We start from the raw sequence: 16048 nt of genomic DNA on the forward strand, positions 1-16048 counted from the left end.
GGGGCCTTGGCCGGCAGGCAAAACGGATCAGAGATACTGGAAGAGCGACATGCCCTTCATGTTGGCGAAGGTCTGCTGGGACGCCTGCAGACCGACCTGACGCAGGCTGTATTCGGAGATCGCCTCGACGTAGTCGAGATCGACCAGATCGGACCGGGTCTGCTCGTAGTTCAGGGTGCGGTTGCTGCTGACGCCATCCACCACGTCCAGCTCGTTGAGACGCGCCCCCATGGAGGCCCGCTCCGTCAGGACGGTATCCAGATGGTCGTCCAGGCTGTCCATCTCGACGCCCAGATCGCCGCTTCCGGACTCCAGCTTGCCAATGGCCGACTCCAACGTGGTGAAGAGTGCGGCATCGTCGCCGTCGGCGCCGAAGATGTCGCCACCGCTGGCACCCACCGGCATCAGGCGAGAAGCATCGATGCGCTGCTCGCGCACCTTGTCGTCTCCTTCATAAGTGACCGTGCCACCGCCCTGAACGAAGGGCGCCTCGTCGTCCTTGTAGCCGCCGAACAGATAGTTGCCATTGCCGTCGGCGGCGTTGGCCTGGCCAAGCAGGGTGTTGTAGACCCCTCTCAACTCATAGGCCACGGACTGCCGGTCCGCCTCGCTGAGGGTGTCGTTGGCGCCCTGGATCAGCAGCGTCTTGGCGCTGGTGATCGAATCGCTGACGCTGTTGAGCACGCTCTCCGACTGTTCGAGGGCCGTTCGTGCACTGACTCGCGAATCGGTGTACTGCTCGGTAATGGCCAGCGACTGACTGACGCCCACGGCCCGAGCGGCCGCCTGGGGATCGTCGGACGGGCTCGTCACCCGGCGACCGCTGGCGATCTGCTGGCTGACGTCGTTGAACTTGGCCTGCTGCTGATTGAGCGAGCCGACGCTCTGATTGAAGATGGTGAGGGTACTGATGCGCATCTCGTGAGACTCTCCCTATCAACCGCGCAGACCGAGCACGGTGTCGAGCACCGAGGTGGCGGTATCGATGACCTTGGCGTTGGCCTGGTAGTACTGCTGGTAACGGATCAGGTTGGCCGCCTCTTCATCCAGGTTGACCCCGGACTCGGACTGCTGGACGGCCTCCAGCTGCTGGCTGAGCCCCTGCTGGGCCTCCAGATTGACCTGGACGATATTGGTCCGGTTGCCGACGTCGCTGACCAGGGAGGCATAGGCCTCGCTCAGCGAGGCCGAACCGCCCACCACGCTCTTCTGCTGAATATCCTGCAGGGCCAGGGCGTTCTCGTTGTTCCCAGAGCCGCCCCCCGGACCGGCCGCGGCGATCCTGTCGGTATCGCCGATGGCGCTCTCCAGGCCACCCGCGGCACGACGAACCGGCTGGACCACGAAGCGATCGTTGTCGGCCAGGCCGGCAGGATCGTCGAAGCTCAGGGTCAGGCCGCCGAAGCTCAGCTCGCCGCCGGCATAGTCGACGTCGGCGGCCTCCAGTACGGCCCCGGTGTCCTCGCGCATCACCTCGAAGGCCGGCGCCGCGGCGTCGGTGACGCGCACCGTATAGTCGGTGGCCTTGAGCTGATCGATGCTGTCGGCATCGAAGGCCGCCCCGGCGATCTCGGCGGTGCCCGTGTTGCGCTCGGCCGAGAAGGCTCGCGGCTCACCGATACTGAAGAACTCGCCGCCCGCGTCGCCGTTCAGGTCGATGCCTTCGGCATGCTGTCGGTTGACCGCCACCGCCAGCGAGACCGCCATCTGGCCGATCTGGTTCTGGGTCTTGTCCAGGGTCTCGGCTCGGAAGTCCATCAGCCCGCCCAGAGTCCCGCCGCTGATGGCGTCCTCGTCCAGGGCTCGGACGTTGCCGCTGGAGTCCGGATAGCCGACCACGGTGCGCTGAGGATCTTCCGGCGAGGCCATGGCTTCCAGCTTGAAGCTGCGATCGCCCATCACCAACGGCTGGCCATTGGGCAGGCTGACGTTGTAGGACTTGCCGTCCTGGATGTTGAGACGCAGGTCCATGCGCTCGCTGAGCTCGTGGACCAGCTGGTCGCGCTGGTTGAGCAGCGCATTGGGCGCCTCGCCCTGCTTGGCACGTGCCAGGGCGATCTCGCGGTTGATCGAGCCCAGCTGCTCGGTGGTGTTGTTGATCTGGGTGACCTCGTCCTCGATCTGGCCGTTGATGCCGTTCTGCATGTCCTGGAGGTAGCCGTCGAAGGAGCGGAACTGGGCGCTCAGGGTATCCGCCGAGCCGAGCACGCCCTGGCGGGCGGCCGGGTCGGAGGGTGCGCTGGCCAGGTCCTCCATCGAGGAGAAGAAGTCCTGCATCAGCGGCGAGAGCCCGGCGGCCTCGTCGGCCAGCAGGTTGTCGATCTGCTCCACCTGGGTGCCGTAGGTTTCCAGCGCGCTGGTCTTGCTGGTGGCGTCATTCAGCTGGTCGGCGACATAGCGGTTGAACTGGCGCTGGATATCGTTGACCTGCACCCCGCCCGTGCCCGTGCCGCTCTCCCCCAGCACGGTCACCTCGCGGTTGTAGCCGGGCGTGTAGACGTTGCTGATGTTGTTGCTGGTGGACGCCAGGGCGTTCTGGGCGGCGTTGAGGCCGCTGAGGCCGGTGGAGAAGATGCTCATGACAGATGTTCCCTTTTGCCGATTCTCTGGCTATCGGCCGCGGCGGGCCGGACTTGAGGCCGAATGTCCTTGAGCCGGGGACTGAAAGCCCCCGGGAAAATGCCGATCAGCGTGACGCCAGTCGCTGGCCCTCGGGCAGTGGCCCCAGGGTGTCCATGACCGCGATCAGCTTGTCGGCATAGGCCGGGTCGGTGGCATAACCGCCGCGCTGCAGGGCCCGGGCCGCCTGGTCGGGCGTCGCGGCCGAACTGACGCCGGCATAGCGAGGATTGTCGCCGATCAGACGGGCGTAGTCGGCGAACGCTGCCTGGAAGGAGTCATAGACGCGGAAGCGATCGCGCACCGCCTGGCGACGGCCGTCGATCACCTCATGGGTCAGGATCTCGGTGGTCTCGCCCTGCCAGCGGCTGCCGGCCTTGATGCCGAACAGGTTATGGCTGTTGCCGCCGTCGGCGGTGGGAATCTCGCGCCGCCCCCAGCCGGTCTCCAGCGCCGCCTGGGCGAGGATCAGCTCGGCCGGCACGCCGCTCTCGCGGCTGGCCTCACGGGCCGGGCCGGCGAGCCTGGCTAGGAAGGCCTGAACGTGCTCGGGCCGGTCCGCCATCGCGGCCGGATCCGCCACGGCGGACGCCGGCTCATCCACGCCGGTCTGAAGCGCCTCGAGGAAGGAGGTCGGCGCCGATGACGCGTCACCCTCGGCCCGCGCGCCAGTGTCCGGCTCGGCCATCAGCGCATCGGTCAGCGGGCGCGGCGTGCCGCGGGGAATCCCGGCGATCAGCGCCTCGATGTTGCGGTGACTCGAGGCCGAGGCATCGCGCCCGCCGACCGAGCCCTCGAGCTGGGCCACCAGCTGGTCGGCCAGCCCCAGGCCACGCTCGGCCACGCTCTGCGACCACTGCTTGTCGAGCATCTCCTGATACATGTCGCCGGCCTGGCTCTGGAGCAGCCCCGAGGTCGGCACCGCCTCGCGCATGCTCTTGACCATCATCTGCACGAACAGGGCCTCGAACTGCTGGGCGGCGCCCTTCAGGCCCTCGCCGGAATCATTGTGCTTGAGGCGCTCCAGGCCCTGGATGTCCAGGGCGAACTGGCCGCGGGCGGTGTCGGGAGCATCCAGGCTCATCAGATGATCTCCAGTTCGGCGCGCAGCGAGCCCGCTTCCTTGAGGGCCTCGAGGATCGACATCAGGTCGTTGGGCGTGGCACCCAAGGAGTTGAGCGCGTCGACCACCTCCATCAGGTCCGCGCCCTCAACGACCTTGAGGGTGCCGGGCTGCTGCTGGATGCTGATCTCGGCATCCTGGGTCACCACGGTCTGGCCGTTGCCGAACGGGTTCGGCTGGCTGACGTCCACGTCGCTGTCGATGACGATCGACAGGTTGCCCTGGGCCACCGCTGCCCGGCGCAGGGCCACCTGGCCGTTGAGCACCACCGACCCGGTCCGCGAGTTGAGTACCACGCGGGCCGGTTCCTCGGTGGGCGTGACCTGGACGTTCTCGACCCGGGCCATGAAATTGACCCGCGCGTTGGGATCGAGTGGGCCGTCCAGGGCGATCACCCGGGCGTTGCGGGCCGAGGCCACGACACGACCGAACTCCTGGTTGATGGCGCTGACCGCCCGCTGGGCGGTGCCGAAGTCGTCGGTCTGGAGCTGCAGCTCGAGCAGTCCGCCGTTGGCGCCCAGGTCGAGGGGCACCTCGCGCTCCACGGTGGCGCCGTTGGCGATGCGCCCCCCGCCTTGCTGGTTGACCTGCACGCTGGAACCGCCGGCCGCCGCCCCCGCACCACCGACCAGCAGGTTGCCCTGGGCCAGGGCGTAGACGCTGCCGTCGGCGCCCTTCAGCGGGGTCATCAGCAGGGTGCCGCCGCGCAGGCTGTCGGCGTTGCCCACCGAGGACACCACCACGTCGAGGTTCTGCCCGGGGCGGGCGAAGGCCGGCATCTCGGCCGTGACCATCACCGCCGCCACGTTGCGCAGCTGCATGTTGGTGCCCGCCGGCACGGTGATGCCGAGCTGGGAGAGCATGTTGGTCAGGCTCTGGCCGGTGAAGGGCGCCTGGGTGGTGCGGTCGCCGGTGCCGTCGAGCCCAACCACCAGGCCGTAGCCGACCAGGGCGTTGTCGCGCACGCCGGCGAAGCTGGCCAGCTCTCGCAGTCGCTCGGCCTGGGCCGGCAGTGCCAACAGGATCATCGCCACGAAGGCCAGCCCGGAGGCCAGCCGCGGAAGTGCGCCCAGCGCGCGTCGAGTGCCGGTCATCATGCCACTCTCCTAGAAGGGCGAGACGTTGAGGAAGAAGCGCTGCAGCCAGCCCATGTGCTGCGCCTCGTTGATGTAGCCGTCGCCGACGTACTCGATGCGGGCGTCGGCCACCGAGGTCGAGGGCACGGTGTTCTCGCCGGTGATGTCGCGGGGATTGACCACCCCGCCGAAGCGGATGAACTCGGTGCCCTGGTTGATGGCGATCTGCTTCTCGCCGCGCACCCGCAGGTTGCCGTTGCCCAGCACGTCGATCACGGTCACGGTGATGGTGCCGGTGAAGGAGTTGTTGGCCTGGGAGCCACCGCCGCCCTGGAAGTCGCTCTCCCCGGAGACATCGAAGCCGTACTCCGCCAGGGTATCGAGGGCATCCGGCAGCTGGGCCAGCTCGAGGCTGGACGAGCCGTTGCGGTCGGCGTTCGAGCGGGCGTTCTTGCTGGCGCTGACCTGTTCGTCCAGCACGATGGTCAGGATGTCGCCGATCATCCGCGGACGACGATCCTCGAACAGCGGCTGATAACCGCTGCGCGGCTGGTAGATGGCCCCGTTGGCGCGCGCCATCGGCCGCTCCGGAATCTCGATCCGCTCCTGCTCGCCGACCACCGAGGCGTGGGGAATCTGCGCACAGCCCCCCAACACCGCCAGTGCCACGACCAGCAGCCAGCGCCATGCACCACCCGGAATCATCCCGCTCATGCCCTCGCCCTCCGGTCCATCACTCGCCTCACAGCTGGGCCAGGCGCGAGAGCATCTCGTCGCTGGTCTGCACGGCCTTGCTGTTGATCTCGTAGGCACGCTGGGTCTGGATCATGCTGACCATTTCCTTGACCACGCTGACGTTGGAGGTCTCGACGTAGTTCTGCATGATGCTGCCGGTGCCGTTCATGCCGGGAATATCCTCGGTGCGCGGCCCGGAGGCGGTGGTCTCGGCATACAGATTGCCGCCGAGGCTCTCCAGCCCGGTGGGATTAACGAAGGTGGAGAGGGTGACCTGGCCGACTTCCTGAAGCTCGCTGTCGCCCGGCACCTTGACCGACACGATGCCATCCTCGCCGATGTTCACCGACAGGGCGTTCGGCGGGATGACGATGCCCGGCTCCAGTGGATAGCCGTTGGCGGTGACCATCTGGCCGTTCTGGTCCAGCTGGAAGCTGCCGTCACGGGTGTAGGCGGTGGTGCCGTCCGGCATCATCACCTGGAAGAAGCCCCGGCCCTCGATGGCCAGGTCACGGCTGTTGCCGGTCTGCTCGAGCCCGCCCTGGGTGTGCAGGCGCTCGGTGGCCACCGGACGCACGCCGGTACCGACCTGCATGCCCGACGGCAGCCGGTCCTGGGCGTTGGTCTGAGCACCGGGCTGGCGCAGGTTCTGATACAGCAGGTCCTCGAACACCGCCCGGGACTGCTTGAAGCCGTTGGTGTTGACGTTGGCCAGGTTGTTGGAGATGACGTCCAGCTTGGTCTGCTGGGCCTCCAGGCCGGTCTTGGCCGTCCATAGTGACTTGATCATTCTGGTTCCCTCATGTTCGTTCGGCTCAGCTCAGCGAGAGCAGGCTGTTGGCCCGCTGATCGTTCTCGTCGGCGGTGCTCATGACCTTGGTCTGCATCTCGTAACGGCGCGCCACGTCGATCATCGACACCATGGTCTCCACCGGATTGACGTTGCTGCCCTCGAGCGCACCGCTGATCAGCTTGGCATCGTCATCCGCCGGCAGCAGGCCGGGCTGGCCGTCCTGGCCGGGGGGGCGAAAGAGGCCATCGACGCCGCGCTCCAACCCATCGGGCCCCGGCGTGGCCAGCTTGAGGCGACCCACCGGCACCAGGGCGTCGGGCCCCTGGCCGGGGGCGATGGCACTGATCGTGCCGTCGGCGCCCAGCGAGACCTGCGCGCCCAGGGGCACCTGGACGGGGCCGCCCTCGCCGATCACCGGATGGCCGGCGCTGCGCAGCAGACCGTCGCCATCGACCTGGAGGTCGCCGCGGCGGGTGTAGGCCTCGGTGCCGTCGGGGGCCTGGACGGCGAGCCAGGCATCGCCCTTCATCGCCACGTCCAGGGTGCGGCCGGTGCGGGTCATCGGGCCAGACGAGGTATCGGCGCCCGGCGTGGATGCCGCCACCGAGGCGCGAGTGTCCAGGCGCCCGTCGCCCTCCACCGGCACCGCGCGCATCGCATGCAGCTGGGCGCGAAAGCCGGTGGTCGAGGCGTTGGCCAGGTTGTGGCTGACCACCGCCTGCTGCTCCATGCTCTGGCGCGCGCCGCTCATGGCGGTATAGAGGATGCGATCCATGACTCAGCCTCCCGGGCTTAGCGGCTCAGGTTGATGGCGGCCTGCAGGACCTCGTCCTGGGTGGAGATGGTCTGGGAATTGGCCTGGTAGGCCCGCTGGGTGACGATCATGTCGACCAGCTCGCTGGCCAGGTCCACGTTGGAGGTCTCGATCGCTCCCGAGGTGATGGTGCCCAGCACGCCGGTACCGGCCTCGCCGACCAGCTCCTGGCCCGACGCCGCGGTGGAGCGCCAGGCGTTGTCGCCGACCGCCTCGAGCCCTTCCGGGTTGCGGAAGTTGGCCAGGGCGATCTGGCCGGCCGGTATCGACTGCTCGTTGGCGTAGTTGCGCATCACGGTTCCGTCGTCCTGAATGGAGATGCCCACCAGGGCCCCGGAGGTGTAGCCATCCTGGGTCAGGGAGTTGGTCGCGGAGGTATTGCCGAACTGGGTGGAGCCGGTGATATCGAGAGCGAACGCCATATCGGCCGGGCCGGCGCCAAGCGGCGTCGTATTGTCAGCGGTCACGTTGATGGCCGGCATGTTGCCCACGTTTGCCGCTGCGCCATTGATGGTCTCCAGCTGACCATTGGTGTCGAAGGCCACCGTGAAGTCGTTGGCGGCGTTGTAATGGCCATCCATGGCCACCTTGGCGTTCCAGGTATTAGCTTCTTCGACCGGCGAGAGGTCAGCCGCGGCAGGCTGTGGTGTCAAGGCCGTCCCCCCTTGGTCCTCGTACGTACCACCGTTGTCATAGACACGATTGCCGGTAGAAGCATCGAGGAACACATCGCGAGGGGTAGCCTGGCTGTTATCGACCAGCTGCGCCTTCTGGTAGTAGACGGTGACGTTGCGCGGATTGCCCAGCGAGTCGTAGACCGCGAAGTTGTTCGAGAACTGATAGTCGAGGGTCTGCTCGGTGCCCGCCGGGTCCGTCATGTCGGTCGAGACCGTGGCCTGGCTGAGTCCTTCACCGACCGTCTCACGCGCATCCAGGTTGAAGGAGGTCGCGACATTGGCCGTCGCACTGGCCGGCATGTCGTCGGCGGGCACCTGAATCACCTCGGGCTGGCCGCCGGCCTGGACCTCATTCGCGGCATTGAGCCCGTAGCCCATGATCCGTGCGCCCTGGGCATTTTCCAGGTAGCCGTCGGCGGTCATGGACAGCTGACCGTTGCGCGAGTACACCACTTCGCCTTCCTGCTGGAAGCGATAGAAGCCGTCGCCGCTGATCGCCAGGTCCAGGTTGCGGCCGGTGTTCTCTATATTGCCGTCGCTGAAGTCCTGCAGCACGGCCGAGACCTGTGTACCCAGGCCGGTGGAGCCGGCATAGATATCGGCGAACTGGGCGCCGGAGCTCTTGTAGCCCACGGTCTGGGAGTTGGCGATGTTGTTGCCCAGCACGTCGAGGCTGGAGGAGGCGGCGTTCAGGCCGCTGAGCGCTTGTGAGAAGCCCATGTCGTGTTATCCCTGCGTTATCGAATCATGAAAGGTGCTGAGCCGACCCGCCCCTCGAACCGGCCCCGACGCATCACAGAATCTGCTTGATGTCCCCAAGCCCCACCTGGCCGTAGACGGCGCCGAGGTCGAGCCGGACATCACCGTCCGGGGACGGCGTGACGCTGTTGACCATGGCGTAGTTGAGCGACTCGACCGATACCGGGCTGTCGCCCTGGCTGGCTTCGACGCGGAACTGGTAGGCACCATCGGCGGCGACCTGGCCGTCGCTGGTCTTGCCGTCCCAGCTGAAGGACTGCACGCCGGCGTCCATGGCCCCCAGGTCATAGGCATTGACCACCTGACCGGCGCCGTTGGTGACGGTCACCTTGACCCGGTCGGCCGGGGCGGCCAGCTCGACGCCCATGGGCGTGGTGGTCACGTCACCCGCATCGTTCTGGTCGAGCAGCACCCGGTTGCCGGGCACCATCACGCCCTGCCCGATCAGCGCCGTGGCCTGCAGCGTGCGCCCGGCGTCGATCTGGCTGGTGATCTCGGACAGCGAGTCGTTGAGCTTCTCGATGCCGCTGACGGTGTTGATCTGCGCCAGCTGGGAGGTCATCTCCTCGTTTTTCATCGGATCCATCGGATCCTGGTTCTTAAGCTGGGTCACCAGCATGGTCATGAAGTTGTTGCGCAGCTCGTCGGACTGGGCAGACGTCAGCCCCGAGCCGCCGCCGGCCCGGTTCGCCCCGGAGGCGCCGCCATTGAGGCCGTTGAGCACGCCGGAATCGATGGTGGATGCCATGGGATCAGCCCTCGCCCAGGGTCAGGGTCTTGAGCATCAACTGCTTGTTGGTGTTCATGACCTCGACGTTGGCCTGATAGGAACGGGAGGCGGAGATCATGTTGGCCATCTCCGCCACGGGATCGACGTTGGGCAGGCTCACGTAGCCCTGCTCGTCGGCCAGCGGGTGCTCGGGGCGATACTCCCGGCGCAGCGGCGCCGGGTCCTCGACCACCTCGCGCACCCCGACGCCACCCACGCCACGGCGCGAGGCGGCTTGGCTCTCGAACATCACCTGCTTGGCGCGATAGGCCTCGCCGTCGGGGCCGGCCACGCTGTCGGCGTTGGCCAGGTTGCTGGCGGTGACGTTCATGCGCTGCGACTGGGCGCTCATCGCCGAGCCGGAGATATCGAACACGGAAAACATCGACATGCCACCGCTCCTTATTCGGGTTGCATGGCCTTCTTGAGGCCCTGGATACGACTGTTGAGGAGCGTCAGCGAGGCCTGATAGCGCACCGAGTTGTCCGCGAAGGCGGTGCGCTCGCGGTCCATATCGACGGTGTTGCCATCGAGGCTCGGCTGGTCCGGCACCCGATAGAGCAGCTCCCCGCGCGGCGACGGCATGCCCTGGCCGGCCAGATGGCCGCCGTCGGTGCGCGCGAGCGACAGCCCGCCGCCCGCACCGGCACCGCCCTGACGGGTCGCCTTGGCCAGTTCGGCACCGAAGTCCATGTCGCGGGCCTTGTAGCCCGGGGTATCGGCGTTGGCGATGTTGCTGGCCAGCACCTTCTGTCGCTCATGGCGCAGGCTCAGGGCCTGCTGGGAGAAGTTGAGGGAGGCTTCGAGCTGATCGATCATCCGGCACGCTCCGGAAAAGGAAATTCGTCGACGATGGAGAATAGCCACGGTGCTGTCAGCCCAAAGGATCGAACAGCCTTCGATAGCCGGGCCATTTCACGGCATCCCCCGTCGAAGCGAGCGCTAGACTGCCGTCAGGAACTTCCTCCGAGCGTGCCCATGTCCCGATTGATCCGCCGCTGCCTGCTACCGCTGTTGCTGCTGGCCGCCCTTCCGGCGTCGGCGGAGGACACGGCGATGCTCGACGCCGTGCGCGCCTTCCTGACCGCCGAGGCCGCTCCGCTGGGCGACGAGGTCAGCGTGACGCTCTATCCGCCCGCCGCGCACTTCCCGACCTGCCATCAGCCGACCCCCTTCCTGAGGGACACGTCTCGCGCGCCGCTGGGGCGGCTGTCGGTGGGCGTACGCTGCTCGGGCGAAGACCGCCGGACGCGCTACCTGCAGGCCGAGGTCAGCGTGATCGGCCGCTATCCGGTCACGGCGCATGCCATCGAGGCCGGCACGCGGCTGACGCGCGACGATCTGGAGGAACGGCGGGGAGAGCTCGATCGGCTGCCCAGGCGGGCGCTGCGATCCGTCGAGGCGATCGTCGGCCAGGAGGCGCGCCGCTCGCTGGCGGCGGGTCGTGCGATCCAGTCCCACCAGGTGCGGGCACCACGGCTGGTCGAGCGCGGCGCGAGCGTGATCCTGGAGGCCGGCGGCCAGGGCTTTCGCGTCACCCGCCAGGCCGAGGCGCTCGGTGCCGGCGGTCGCGGGGAGCGTATCCGAGTGCGGCTGGACGACCGCCGCATCCTCGAGGGGCGCATCATCGGTCGCAACCGGCTGGCCGTGGAGGGCTGACCCGGACTGGCCGTTACCCCCGGCCGGGCATTAAAGTGTCGGCTTCGAGTGCCGATAGCTCGAATAACGCACCGCTCACGAGGCCTTTCACCGTGAAAGTCGACAATCACCATCCCCTGCGCCCCGGACAGGTCGAGTCACGCGACACGACGCGCCAGACCCGGGAAACGCCCGCGGCGGGGCAGGACGCCCCGGAACCGGCCACCTCGACGCACCTGCGCCAGGGCGCCACCGACCCGAGCCGTGACATCGACGCCGCCCGGGTCAACGAGCTGCGCGAAGCCATTCGCGACGGCCAGCTGGAGATCAAGCCGGAGCGCATCGCCGATGGCCTGATCGCCAGCGTGCAGAATCTGCTGGCCGACGAGGGCGAGACTCAGTGAGCCTGCAGCGACTCCTCGACGGCCAGGCCGAACGCCTGGCACGCCTGGGGCGGCTGCTCGAGGAAGAGCAGGGCCTGCTGGTGGCCGGCGAGATCGACGGCCGGCGCCTCAATGCCCTGGCCGAGGAAAAGACCGCCGTCCAGCAGGACCTGGAGGAGACCGAGCAAACCCGCGCCCGGGTCCAGCGCCAACTGGGCTACGCCGAGGGCACCGAGGGCGCCCGCCAGGCCGCCGCCGACGCCGGCTGTCTCGACGGCTGGCAGGCCATGCTGAACCAGGCACGCCACATCGCCCGGCTCAACGAGCGCAACGGACGTCTGCTGGAACTGCGCATGCGCCACAACCAGCAGATGCTCGACACCATCCACCGCCTCGCCGACCCCGACACCTACTCCGCCGACGGCCGCACCGGCCTCCAGTCGCGCCGCCTCGACGCCCGGGCCTGAAACGAGCCGTTCGTCTCAGGCCGTCGTCGGGCGCGCCTCCCACCAACCCGCCAGGTCGGCCGGCGCCTGGGGCGTGCCCAGCAGGTTACCTTGCCCCAGCGATACCCCCAGCGCACGCGCGGCCTCCAGCTGGGCCAGTGTCTCGATGCCGATCAGCACGACCTCCACACCGAGTGCCTGAAAGCAGCGCAGCAAGGCCTCGAGCACGCCACCCCGCTCCAGCGAGTCGATCATCCTGGGATTCAGCTTGATCCGCGATATCGGCAGCGTCGACAGACGCGGTAAATCCAGCGGCGCGGCGCCGATATCGTTGGCCACCAGGCCGACGCCGAGACGTTCCAGACGCCGCAGCAGATGGGTCTGGCTGGCGGCATGCTCGATCAGCCCCTGCTGCCCCAGCTCGAGGGACAGCCAGCCACGCTCCAGCCCCTGCTGCCTGAGGAAGAGATCCAGCGGACGACGATCGAACACCGCCTGATCGAGCAGGTCGTCGTCGACGTTCACCGCGACGTCGAGCTCGGCCAGCGGCGAGCCCTCGGCCTGCCAGGCGGCATGCTGGGCGATCACCGTGGCGATCACCCAACGATCCAGACGCACCTGTTCGCCCAGTTCGTTCACCACCGGCAGGAAATCGGCAGGCAACAGCGGCCCCAGGGTCGGATGATGCCAGCGCAGCAGCGCCTCCAGCCCCAGGCAGCGACCGCTGTCCAGTGCGATCAGCGGCTGGTAGAGCAGTCGGAAATGCGCTTCCGGATTCAGCAGCGCGTCCTGCAGCCGCTGACGAAACGCCAGCTGCGCGTCCAGGTGGTGGCGCAGGGCTTCATCGAAGAAGGCGTGCCCCGAGGGCCCGGCACGTTCCAGCGCCGTCTCGGCACTGCTCAACAGCTGCGAGGGCAGCTCCCCGTCCTCGGGATAGATGGCGACCCCGGCGGAGAGGGTCAGCAGGGTCGGGTGCGTCTCCTGGCGGAAGGGCGGCTCCATGGCCTCGAGGCAGCGCATCACCGTGGCCTGGAGCCCGCCGGGCGTGAGCGGCGGCTCGATCAGCACGCCCCAGCAGCCGGGCCGCAGCTTGACGAGGCTGTCCTCGCGGCGCAGGGTGCGGGCGAGACGCTGCTCGACACGACCGGCCAGCGCCTCGAACGCCGCAGCGCCCAGCGTCTCGCGCAGCGCCGCATGGCCGTCGAGCCGCAGCATGATCAGCCCGACACACCCTTCGGTGCGATCGGCACGCTCCAGGGCATGCTCCAGGCGGTCCTCGAACAGCCAGACGTTCGGCAGGCGCACGGGCAGCCTCTGCCAGGCGCCGGGCTCCAGGGCGGCGGAGGATTCCCCGGGGTCGATGACGCTCAGCAGGCGCAGCCGATCGCCCTGCTCCCGCTCCACCGGGGTCGCGCTCACCAGCACCAGATGGCCATCGTCCTGGGGATCGGCGGCGAGGCGCGCCGGCTCCCAGCCCTCTTCCAGCGCAACCCATTCGTCATGACGGTCGTGCAGGAAACCGGAGTAGCGGATCAGGCCATCGACCGGACGCCCCATCAGCTCTTCTTCGTCGAGCTCGAGCAACGCCCGGAAACCGGCGTTGGCCCACCGGACCCGGCCCGCGTCATCCACCAGCACCAGCCCGAACGGCGCCTGCTCGACGACCAGACGCGACAGGGGAGCGGGCAGAGACTGCACCCGTGTCTGCTTGCCGTTGCCCTGTGTATTTTCCCCGCCACCGTCGCCCGCCATCGCGCCCGTCCCGTAAGTATCTATTTGCGTCACGCCATCGGATGTCGGCCGTGGCCGGGCGTTCTTGAGCATTTCATCGGCGCAGACCACCGTATCGCGGCACTCCTGGGCTCGCCCGAGAGCCCTCGACGCTTCCAGTCTCCAGTGTAACAACGGTTCGTGACCTGATCGTCGCGAAAAGCACCGCGAAATGCCGACATCTTGGCGATATCTCAAGAAATGAGACGCCTTCTCGCTGCGTGTCGAGCGACCGGCGCCACCCGGCACGCCAGCGTCGCGCCCTCCCCCCGTGAGCGCACACCGCTTGCCTTCGACAGACCGCTTCCCCAGACTCGTTCCCCTTGCCATCACCGCGGTTCATGCAATGAGCGCCTCCTACAACCTCACCCTGGTCGCCCTCTCCTTCGGTGTCGCCGCCATCGCCTCGCTGACCGCCCTCGATCTGGCCGGCCGTGTCCGCGCCAGCACCGGCGCCCTCGGCCATGCCTGGCTGGCCGGTGGCGCCTTCGCCATGGGCACCGGCATCTGGGCGATGCACTTCATCGGCATGCTGGCCATGGAGATGGCCGCGACGGTGGGCTACGACGTCCCCATGACCGTACTCTCGCTGATGGCGGCGATTCTCTCCGCCGCACTCGCCCTGGGCGTCGTCCATACCGGCCGGCTGAGTCGCCGACGCCTGGGTCTCGGTGCCCTGGTCATGGGACTCGGCATCTGCCTGATGCACTACCTGGGCATGGAGGCCATGGAGATCCAGGGAGCGCTGCGCTATCGGCCGACCCTGTTCCTGCTCTCGCTGGCCATCGCCGTGTCGGCGGCGGGCCTGGCCCTGTGGCTCGCCTTCCACCTCAACCCGGCCGCCGACCGGCAGCCGCCGCTCTGGCAGAAGGGCCTGGCCGCGCTGGTCATGGCCGTGGGTATTTCCGGCATGCACTACACCGGCATGGCGGCGGCCCTTTATCCCGAGGGCGGCATGCCGACGGCGAGCGGCGGCCTGTCGCCCCACCAGCTCGCCGTCACCGTGGCCCTGGTGTCGACCTGCATCATGGTATCCGCGCTGCTGATCTCGCTGTTCGACGCTCACCTGTCATCGCGCAACGCCCGGCTCGCCGCCTCGCTGCGCGAGGCCAACCGGGAACTCAAGGGCATGGTCTATCGCGATGCGCTGACCCAGCTGCCCAACCGGCTGCTGCTCGAGGAGCGCCTGGACGCCCTGCTCACCGCCCCGCCTTCGATGTTCGCGGTGTTCTTCGTCGACCTCGACCGCTTCAAGCAGATCAACGACTCGCTGGGTCACCATGTCGGCGACGCGCTGATCCAGCAGGCGGCCAGCCGACTGCAGGCCGCGGTGCGCGACATCGACACCGTGGCCCGGGTCGGCGGCGACGAGTTCATGGTGCTGCTGGAGAGCGAAGTGACACCTGACGTGGCCGCCGCCCTGGCCCGACGCCTGGTCAGCACCCTGGACAAGCCCTTCCAGATCGAGCACAGCGTGGTGAAGGCCTCGACCAGCGTCGGCATCAGCCTCTATCCCGACCATGGCGGCGACAAGCACGCGCTGATGATCCACGCCGACGCGGCCATGTACGACGCCAAGCAGAGGGGCCGCAACACCTTCCAGTTCTTCGAGCCGGACATGACCTCGCACGCCGAGCGGCGCAGCCACCTGGAACGTCGGCTGCGCCGAGCGATCGAGGAAGGCGACCTGAGCCTGGCCTATCAGCCCAAGGTCGATGTCGACTCGGGCCGCATCACCGGCGTGGAGGCGCTGCTGCGCTGGCACGATGCGGAACTCGGCACGGTGACACCCGACGAGATCATACCGCTGGCCGAGGATACCGGGCTGATCCAGCCGCTCGGCGAATGGGTGCTGCGCACCGCCTGTCGCTACGCCCGGAAGTGGGCCGACGAGCACGGCCAGGCCCTCGACATGGCGGTCAATATCTCCGCCGTGCAGCTCAACGACCGCCACTTCGTCGACAGGGTCAAGCGCGTGCTGGCTGACACGGGCCTGCCCCCTTGCCACCTCGAACTCGAACTGACCGAGAGCACGCTGATCCGGGATCCCGACCACGCCCTGGAGGTCCTCAACGCGCTGCGCGAGCTGGGCGTGATGCTGTCCATCGACGACTTCGGCACCGGCTATTCGAACATGGCCCAGCTGCGTCGCTTCCCCATCGATCGCCTGAAGATCGACCGCACCTTCCTGGCCGAGGCGGTCACCAACCCACAGGACATGGCGATCGTGACCGCCGTGATCGCCCTGGCCCGCAGCCTCGACCTGCGAGTGGTCGCCGAGGGCATCGAGAGCGAGGAGCAGCTGGCGCTCATCCGCCGGCTGCAGAGCCACGAGTACCAGGGATTCCTGTGCAGCCAGGCCTTGCCGGGCGATGCGCTCGAGTCCTTCCTCGCCGACCGCCCGCAGTTCGACGAGCCTCGGCCGGCCACCTCGGCCTGAATCGCC

General features: G+C 68.0%; 16 protein-coding genes. 4 read left to right on the forward strand and 12 right to left on the reverse strand.

Features of this window, described 5'->3' with window-relative positions; all coding sequences use genetic code 11:
* Window positions 1-27: 27 nt before the first annotated feature.
* The 11 genes from flgL to flgB all read right to left on the reverse strand — a co-directional run bounded on the left by flgL (window position 28) and on the right by flgB (window position 10184).
* A complete protein-coding gene (gene flgL / locus QWG60_RS16245) occupies window positions 28-918 on the reverse strand; it encodes a flagellar hook-associated protein FlgL (RefSeq protein ID WP_146910078.1) in 891 nt (296 codons plus the stop codon).
* An 18-nt stretch (window positions 919-936) separates the two neighbouring features.
* Complete coding sequence (gene flgK / locus QWG60_RS16250) at window positions 937-2580, reverse strand: flagellar hook-associated protein FlgK (RefSeq protein ID WP_146910076.1); 1644 nt, start codon at window positions 2578-2580, stop codon at window positions 937-939.
* 106 nt (window positions 2581-2686) lie between these two features.
* Window positions 2687-3703, reverse strand: coding sequence for a flagellar assembly peptidoglycan hydrolase FlgJ (gene flgJ, locus QWG60_RS16255; protein ID WP_046078831.1), 1017 nt, complete (start codon window positions 3701-3703; stop codon window positions 2687-2689).
* On the reverse strand, window positions 3703-4770 hold the full coding sequence (locus QWG60_RS16260; RefSeq protein ID WP_146910091.1) for a flagellar basal body P-ring protein FlgI: 1068 nt from the start codon (window positions 4768-4770) through the stop codon (window positions 3703-3705). Before QWG60_RS16260 ends, flgJ begins: the two co-directional genes overlap by 1 nt.
* 78 nt (window positions 4771-4848) lie before the next feature.
* Window positions 4849-5523, reverse strand: coding sequence for a flagellar basal body L-ring protein FlgH (locus QWG60_RS16265; protein WP_082090855.1), 675 nt, complete (start codon window positions 5521-5523; stop codon window positions 4849-4851).
* A gap of 37 nt (window positions 5524-5560) precedes the next feature.
* Window positions 5561-6343, reverse strand: a complete 783-nt coding sequence (gene flgG, locus QWG60_RS16270) for a flagellar basal-body rod protein FlgG (RefSeq protein WP_035594307.1) — start codon at window positions 6341-6343, stop codon at window positions 5561-5563.
* Window positions 6344-6368: 25 nt separating this feature from the next.
* Complete coding sequence (locus QWG60_RS16275) at window positions 6369-7121, reverse strand: flagellar basal body rod protein FlgF (protein ID WP_146910074.1); 753 nt, start codon at window positions 7119-7121, stop codon at window positions 6369-6371.
* Window positions 7122-7138: 17 nt separating this feature from the next.
* Window positions 7139-8557, reverse strand: a complete 1419-nt coding sequence (gene flgE, locus QWG60_RS16280) for a flagellar hook protein FlgE (protein ID WP_146910072.1) — start codon at window positions 8555-8557, stop codon at window positions 7139-7141.
* Between the two features lie 73 nt (window positions 8558-8630).
* Complete coding sequence (flgD, locus tag QWG60_RS16285; RefSeq protein ID WP_046078835.1) at window positions 8631-9344, reverse strand: flagellar hook assembly protein FlgD; 714 nt, start codon at window positions 9342-9344, stop codon at window positions 8631-8633.
* Window positions 9345-9348: 4 nt separating this feature from the next.
* A complete protein-coding gene (flgC, locus tag QWG60_RS16290; protein ID WP_146910069.1) occupies window positions 9349-9756 on the reverse strand; it encodes a flagellar basal body rod protein FlgC in 408 nt (135 codons plus the stop codon).
* 11 nt (window positions 9757-9767) lie between these two features.
* Window positions 9768-10184: a flagellar basal body rod protein FlgB gene (gene flgB / locus QWG60_RS16295; protein ID WP_046078836.1), complete on the reverse strand. Its 417-nt coding sequence runs from the start codon at window positions 10182-10184 to the stop codon at window positions 9768-9770.
* A 159-nt stretch (window positions 10185-10343) separates the two neighbouring features.
* Between flgB and flgA the strand changes: the two genes are divergently transcribed.
* The 3 genes from flgA (at window position 10344) to QWG60_RS16310 (ending at window position 11853) form a co-directional block, all read left to right on the forward strand.
* Entirely contained in the window at window positions 10344-11024 is a 681-nt protein-coding gene (gene flgA / locus QWG60_RS16300; protein ID WP_146910067.1) for a flagellar basal body P-ring formation chaperone FlgA, read from the forward strand.
* A gap of 92 nt (window positions 11025-11116) precedes the next feature.
* Window positions 11117-11407 (forward strand): flagellar biosynthesis anti-sigma factor FlgM, encoded by a 291-nt coding sequence (flgM, locus tag QWG60_RS16305; RefSeq protein ID WP_146910064.1) that lies wholly within the window; start codon window positions 11117-11119, stop codon window positions 11405-11407.
* Window positions 11404-11853 carry a flagella synthesis protein FlgN gene (locus QWG60_RS16310; protein ID WP_046078838.1) on the forward strand — a complete coding sequence of 150 codons (450 nt, stop codon included), beginning with the start codon at window positions 11404-11406 and terminating at the stop codon, window positions 11851-11853. Before flgM ends, QWG60_RS16310 begins: the two co-directional genes overlap by 4 nt.
* 15 nt (window positions 11854-11868) lie before the next feature.
* On the opposite strand, the gene QWG60_RS16315 is transcribed toward QWG60_RS16310, so the two are convergent.
* Window positions 11869-13584 (reverse strand): EAL domain-containing protein, encoded by a 1716-nt coding sequence (locus tag QWG60_RS16315; protein WP_046078839.1) that lies wholly within the window; start codon window positions 13582-13584, stop codon window positions 11869-11871.
* Between the two features lie 364 nt (window positions 13585-13948).
* On the opposite strand from QWG60_RS16315, the gene QWG60_RS16320 reads away from it, so the two are divergent.
* Complete coding sequence (locus tag QWG60_RS16320; protein WP_290130907.1) at window positions 13949-16042, forward strand: putative bifunctional diguanylate cyclase/phosphodiesterase; 2094 nt, start codon at window positions 13949-13951, stop codon at window positions 16040-16042.
* Window positions 16043-16048 lie beyond the last annotated feature (6 nt).

Origin of the sequence: Halomonas halophila, assembly GCF_030406665.1 — a bacterium.
Taxonomy (GTDB): domain Bacteria; phylum Pseudomonadota; class Gammaproteobacteria; order Pseudomonadales; family Halomonadaceae; genus Halomonas; species Halomonas halophila.

Bases quoted from the DNA above. Each gene is read 5' to 3' on its own strand.
- flgL (WP_146910078.1), bottom strand. From the start codon at position 918: ATGCGCATCAGTACCCTCACCATCTTCAATCAGAGCGTCGGCTCGCTC.
- flgK (WP_146910076.1), bottom strand. From the start codon at position 2,580: ATGAGCATCTTCTCCACCGGCCTCAGCGGCCTCAACGCCGCCCAGAAC.
- flgJ (WP_046078831.1), bottom strand. From the start codon at position 3,703: ATGAGCCTGGATGCTCCCGACACCGCCCGCGGCCAGTTCGCCCTGGAC.
- QWG60_RS16260 (WP_146910091.1), bottom strand. From the start codon at position 4,770: ATGATCCTGTTGGCACTGCCGGCCCAGGCCGAGCGACTGCGAGAGCTG.
- QWG60_RS16265 (WP_082090855.1), bottom strand. From the start codon at position 5,523: ATGATTCCGGGTGGTGCATGGCGCTGGCTGCTGGTCGTGGCACTGGCG.
- flgG (WP_035594307.1), bottom strand. From the start codon at position 6,343: ATGATCAAGTCACTATGGACGGCCAAGACCGGCCTGGAGGCCCAGCAG.
- QWG60_RS16275 (WP_146910074.1), bottom strand. From the start codon at position 7,121: ATGGATCGCATCCTCTATACCGCCATGAGCGGCGCGCGCCAGAGCATG.
- flgE (WP_146910072.1), bottom strand. From the start codon at position 8,557: ATGGGCTTCTCACAAGCGCTCAGCGGCCTGAACGCCGCCTCCTCCAGC.
- flgD (WP_046078835.1), bottom strand. From the start codon at position 9,344: ATGGCATCCACCATCGATTCCGGCGTGCTCAACGGCCTCAATGGCGGC.
- flgC (WP_146910069.1), bottom strand. From the start codon at position 9,756: ATGTCGATGTTTTCCGTGTTCGATATCTCCGGCTCGGCGATGAGCGCC.
- flgB (WP_046078836.1), bottom strand. From the start codon at position 10,184: ATGATCGATCAGCTCGAAGCCTCCCTCAACTTCTCCCAGCAGGCCCTG.
- flgA (WP_146910067.1), top strand. From the start codon at position 10,344: ATGTCCCGATTGATCCGCCGCTGCCTGCTACCGCTGTTGCTGCTGGCC.
- QWG60_RS16315 (WP_046078839.1), bottom strand. From the start codon at position 13,584: ATGGCGGGCGACGGTGGCGGGGAAAATACACAGGGCAACGGCAAGCAG.
- QWG60_RS16320 (WP_290130907.1), top strand. From the start codon at position 13,949: ATGAGCGCCTCCTACAACCTCACCCTGGTCGCCCTCTCCTTCGGTGTC.